The organism is Cohnella suwonensis (genome assembly GCF_042655365.1).
GTDB lineage: Bacteria > Bacillota > Bacilli > Paenibacillales > Paenibacillaceae > Cohnella > Cohnella suwonensis.
The window spans coordinates 1-4,873 of the sequence record NZ_JBHSMH010000115.1; the positions used below are offsets into that span (position 1 = coordinate 1).

Consider the following 4,873-nt stretch of genomic DNA (forward strand, 5'->3'; position numbering starts at 1 on the left):
ATTGTCGGAAGCGGTTACCAATTTCTTGCTCCACCCGCGACTTAAAAACACATAATAACTCTCGGGGATTTCTGCTAACGTTCATGTGTTCACGACGTCCAACTCCCTTAAGCCCGAAGGGCGGCCGCGATGCGGTTAGGGAGTTGGATGTATCCGGCTGATTCCACTTCCTTGCTGCTGCCAATTACTTCTCCGAACCCTCATCTAACTCCTGCCGGACCGAGGGCCGAATGGCCCGAAGCGTGAACATGGTGTTAGCGGATGTCCCCGACTTCCTGATCCAACATTCAAGTGTTCTTTAATACGCCCTGAAAATATGCTCTTCAAAATACGATCTTCAAATACGATCTTTAAATACACCCTTCAAATTGACCTTCAAATTGACCTTCAAATTGACCTTCAAATTGCCCTTCAAATTGCCCTTCAAATTGCCCTTCAAATTGCCCTTCAAATTGCCCTTCAAATTGCCCTTCAAATTGCCCTTCAAATTGCCCTTCTTAAATGGTAGTATAAACCAATTATTCAATTAAAGCTTTAGCAAACTGTTTCATTCTTGATTAAGGACAAATTAAAAGAGCCGGCGATATGTTCCTCTTGTCGTCGGCTCTTTATGCTTGAGTTTTATATTTCACTTTGGTTCTCGGGGATTTCCGCTAACGTTCATGTGTTCACGACGTCCCACCACCTTAAGCCCGAAGGGCGGCCGCGATGCGGTTAGGTGGTGCGGATGTGTCCGGCTGATTCCGCTTCCTTGCTACTGCCAATTACTTCTTCGAATCCTCATCTAACTCCTGCCGGACCGAGGGCCGTATGGCCCGAAGCGTGAACATGGTGTTATCGGAAGTCCATAACTTCATTGAATCTACGTAATCTTGAAATTGTTGTTGTAAAAAAATGCAGCGAATTAAGGAACTCCCCTCGATTCGCTGCATGATATGGCTTGTTATACGTCCATATATATTTGCCCTTCTTCGTCATCTTCATCATTCTTCTTAATATTAAGAACACCGAAGTTCCTAATATATTCTTTTAGTAGTGGATCTACAAAAGTATAAACACCTTTGTCTACACGTGTTATTGTATCTCGATCTATTAAATTCGAAATATTAGTGCTGAACTGATTTTGATCATAACCAATATACTTAGATATATAATCTAAAGGCACATAGGCTCCATCAAACGCCGCCATTGCCTCTAATATTTGTTGGTATTTTCCATATCCAGCTTTTTGAAGTAATGAACGCAATTTATTTCTTCTAACGTCAGTAACAACTTTGATCTTTGCATTTTCAAAATCTTTTTCCGTCAAATTTTCAGCTTCACATACTGACAACATCTCACTTCCAAGAATATGAACAGGTTCAGGGAAACCCACCGCTAAGTCATAGACACAATTTAAAACATTAGCGTCAAAGGTAAACTCCGCTTTATCAAAGCCAGAGATCAAAATTCTTGATGTCTCGTCTATTGTCAATCTTGGAATCGGAACATCCCTGAATGTTCGAAAAATAGAACCGTGATCTTCTTCAAGCTTTTGAACTGCACCAGTGATGCCCGCACAGAAGAACGATATTTTTTTCATTCCTTCTCTATTTAACTTTTCAGTACAAAGCTTGAAGAAAGTTGCGATTCCTGAATCAGGCTTTACACGATCAAGTTCATCAATAAACAAAATGATTCCATTCTTTTTATTTTCTGTTACAGATTTATAGCTTTTTTCAAGCATTTCACAAAAGTAATTTACTAAATCTGCTATCGACCTTTCTCTTTCATCCCTTCCACTAACCTTTAATCCGTAAACATCCAATTCTAATGTAAATTTATTAAAAAATCTCTTGATACTGCTTTCAAGATCTCGAAGTAATCCAAATACAATGTGCTCAGCAGATTGATCATAATTTGCATCATGCCAAGCCACTATGTAGTTAAATGCTTCTAAACCTAAATCAATGCGTAACTTTTCAGCTAATCTGTTATCACCAGTAGCAAGTAACTTTGTTTGAAGAAGGAGAGAACTCTTCCCCATTCCTCTGTCACCAGTGATTATTGTATGTTTAGGATTGTCATTTGCAGTTTGAAATAGAGAATCAATGACTTCATCAACTTGAGTTTCCCGTCCAGAAAATCGATTTGGATCATCAACTGGTCTATTCGGAAAAAATGGATCTACAAACCTCTTCTTAGTCATGTGTTTGCACTCCTAAATAAAATGAATTTCCATATATAGAATACATTCCGTTACTCATAAATGCAAACATACGTTCATTTTATCTATGCACTTTGTGGATTTCCGATAACGTTCATGTGTTCACGACGTCCAACTCCCTTAAGCCCGAAGGGCGGCCGCGATGCGGTTAGGGAGTTGGATGTGTCCGGCTGATTACGCTCCCCTGCTACTGCCAATTACTTCTCCGAATCCTCTTCTAACTCCTGCCGGACCGAGGCGGCTTGTCCGCCGAAGCGTGAACATGGTGTTAGATGTTGTTCTTAGCGGGGCCTCTTCGATTACTCTTGCAGCTCAAATCCGGTCTGTTTCCGGTCTATGAGGAAACGTTCCATTGTATCTTCGAGTATGCTTTCCACAGTCAAGTCGGTCTGTTTCCGGTCTATGAGGAAACGTTCCATTGTATCCTCGAGTATGCTTTCCACAGTCAAATCGGTCTGTTTCCGCTTTATGAGGAAACGTTCCATATTCGGAGCCATACCGCCCAAACCAATTCAAGAATCCGTTAAGGATTATACCGCTTCAAAATTGGCCTCACCACAGGCATTGTTCTTGACCTTCCCCGCTAAGAATTTCATCTAACGTTAATGTGTTCACGACGTCCCACCGACTTAAGGCGACGAAGTCGCCGGGCGCGATGCGCTTAGTCGGTGCGGATGTGTCCGGCTGATTCCGCTTCCCTGTTGCTGAATTACTCCAGTCGAATCCGCTTCCCTACTCCTGCCGGACCGAGGGCCGAATGGCCCGAAGCGTGAACATGGTGTTATATGCTGTCCCTGCCTTCTTCGAATCTGCTAAGCCCCTATTGATTTGTTCAATTGATATCTATATCCTACTTCATCTTTAAATTTCCCGTCTTCAAATATGAATTCATTAATTCTTGTAAATCCGTTTTTATCAAGTACTTTTGTAGAGCCTTTATTCTTTGCGAGACATGCACTTCTAATTGTTTCTAAATTCATTTCTTCAAATGCATATTTTATTGCTTTCTTTGCCGCTTCAGTCCCTATTCCCTTATTCCAATATGGTACTGCAATCCAATAATCTAATTCAACTGATCTTTCTTCATTATTAATTCCGTTTAATGATATTACTCCAGCAAAATGATCATCTTCATAAATTGAAAAAACAAATGAAATTCCTTGCTCTCGTCTTGATATTACCATTCTTGCCCATGATTCCCCTCCGCCTTCTGGATAAGGATATGGAACATTACTTGTTTGAGATATTCTATAGTCTGATGCATATTCTTGAACATATTTTGAATCTTCAAACACTACCGGACGAATTTGAACCGTCATATTGATCGCCTCTTATGTTTTTTAGGTTTTTAGATCTTGCAGGGATTGCATATAACGTTAATGTGTTCACGACGTCCCACCACCTTAAGCCCGAAGGGCGGCCGCGATGCGGTTAGGTGGTGCGGATGTGTCCGGCTGATTACGCTTCTCTGCTTCTGAATTCTCCAGTCGATTACGCTTCCCTACTCCTGCCGGACCGAGGGGCGAATGCCCCGATGCGTGAACATGGTGTTATACGAAGTCTCTGACTTCTTGAAATGCTATACAATTCTTATCCTTAGATTTAGATTTTCTTTGTTATTTCTTAATTATGGTCCTGTCCCACTTGAAGTTACTCTCCAACCTAGAGAAAATTTCTTAACATAAATTAAAGGAGTATTTATTCCATCTACTTCGTATAAGTCCCCATATTTGGGGTCATTTTTAATTGTTCCTTCTTGAACTGAATTACTAAATGCCTTAATAGGATGAAATGTGAATAATAGATGTTTACGAACTGCTATTTCTGCGGTAGGTGAAGGAAAGAATACAATATAAATAATGAGTATTGCTGAAATAATAATCGAAAGATTTTTCTTTCTCATGTTATTCACCTTATTTATCATATTTTGAATAGTGTTTTTGAGCTCTTCAGAGATTTCGTATAACGTTAATGTGTTCACGACGTCCAACTCCCTTAAGCCCGAAGGGCGGCCGCGATGCGGTTAGGGAGTTGGATGTGTCCGGCTGATTCCGCTTCCCAGCTGCTGCCAATTACTTCTCCGAATTCACATCTAACTCCTGCCGGACCGAGGCGGCTCGTCCGCCGAAGCGTGAACATGGTGTTATAGGATGTTCCCGCCTTCTTCGATTTCTCTCCCATAAAATTCTTCCTACATCGCCGATATACTTACTACTGATGGCTTCCCCATTGCTTCGTCGAGATACTTACTACAGACGGCTTTTCCCATTGCTTCATCGAGATACTTACTACATACGGTTTTTCCCATTGCTTCGTCGAGATACATACTACAGACGGCTTTTCCCATTGCTTCGTCGAGATACATACTACAGACGGCTTTTCCCATTGCTTCATCGAGATACTTTCTACAGACGGCTTTTCCCATTGCTTCGCCGAGATACTTACTACAGACGGCTTTTCCCATTGCTTCGTCGAGATACTCACTACATACGGCTTTTCCCATTGCTTCGTCGAGATACTTACTACAGACGGCTTTTCCCATTGCTTCGTCGAGATACTTACTGCAGACGGCTTTTCCCATTGCTTCGTCGAGTGGCCATCTTTGATTGTTTAGTTCTTAGCGGGAATTTCCTATAACGTTCATGTGTTCACGACGTCCCACCGACT

4 protein-coding genes are annotated in these 4,873 nt (G+C 41.5%); all 4 read right to left on the bottom strand.

Annotated features, from left to right (window positions below; all coding sequences use genetic code 11):
* Positions 1–943: 943 nt before the first annotated feature.
* The 4 genes from ACFPPD_RS25825 to ACFPPD_RS25840 all read right to left on the bottom strand — a co-directional run bounded on the left by ACFPPD_RS25825 (position 944) and on the right by ACFPPD_RS25840 (position 4,787).
* Positions 944–2,188: an AAA family ATPase gene (locus ACFPPD_RS25825; protein ID WP_209751950.1), complete on the bottom strand. Its 1,245-nt coding sequence runs from the start codon at positions 2,186–2,188 to the stop codon at positions 944–946.
* Positions 2,189–3,018: 830 nt separating this feature from the next.
* Positions 3,019–3,525: a GNAT family N-acetyltransferase gene (locus ACFPPD_RS25830; RefSeq protein ID WP_209751953.1), complete on the bottom strand. Its 507-nt coding sequence runs from the start codon at positions 3,523–3,525 to the stop codon at positions 3,019–3,021.
* Between the two features lie 308 nt (positions 3,526–3,833).
* A complete protein-coding gene (locus ACFPPD_RS25835; protein ID WP_209751955.1) occupies positions 3,834–4,187 on the bottom strand; it encodes a hypothetical protein in 354 nt (117 codons plus the stop codon).
* A 210-nt stretch (positions 4,188–4,397) separates the two neighbouring features.
* Positions 4,398–4,787, bottom strand: coding sequence for a hypothetical protein (locus ACFPPD_RS25840; protein ID WP_209751957.1), 390 nt, complete (start codon positions 4,785–4,787; stop codon positions 4,398–4,400).
* Between the last annotated feature and the right edge of the window lie 86 nt (positions 4,788–4,873).

Excerpts from the sequence above, each read along its gene's own strand:
- ACFPPD_RS25825 (WP_209751950.1), bottom strand. The coding sequence starts at position 2,188 with ATGACTAAGAAGAGGTTTGTAGATCCATTTTTTCCGAATAGACCAGTT.
- ACFPPD_RS25830 (WP_209751953.1), bottom strand. The coding sequence starts at position 3,525 with ATGACGGTTCAAATTCGTCCGGTAGTGTTTGAAGATTCAAAATATGTT.
- ACFPPD_RS25840 (WP_209751957.1), bottom strand. The coding sequence starts at position 4,787 with ATGGGAAAAGCCGTCTGCAGTAAGTATCTCGACGAAGCAATGGGAAAA.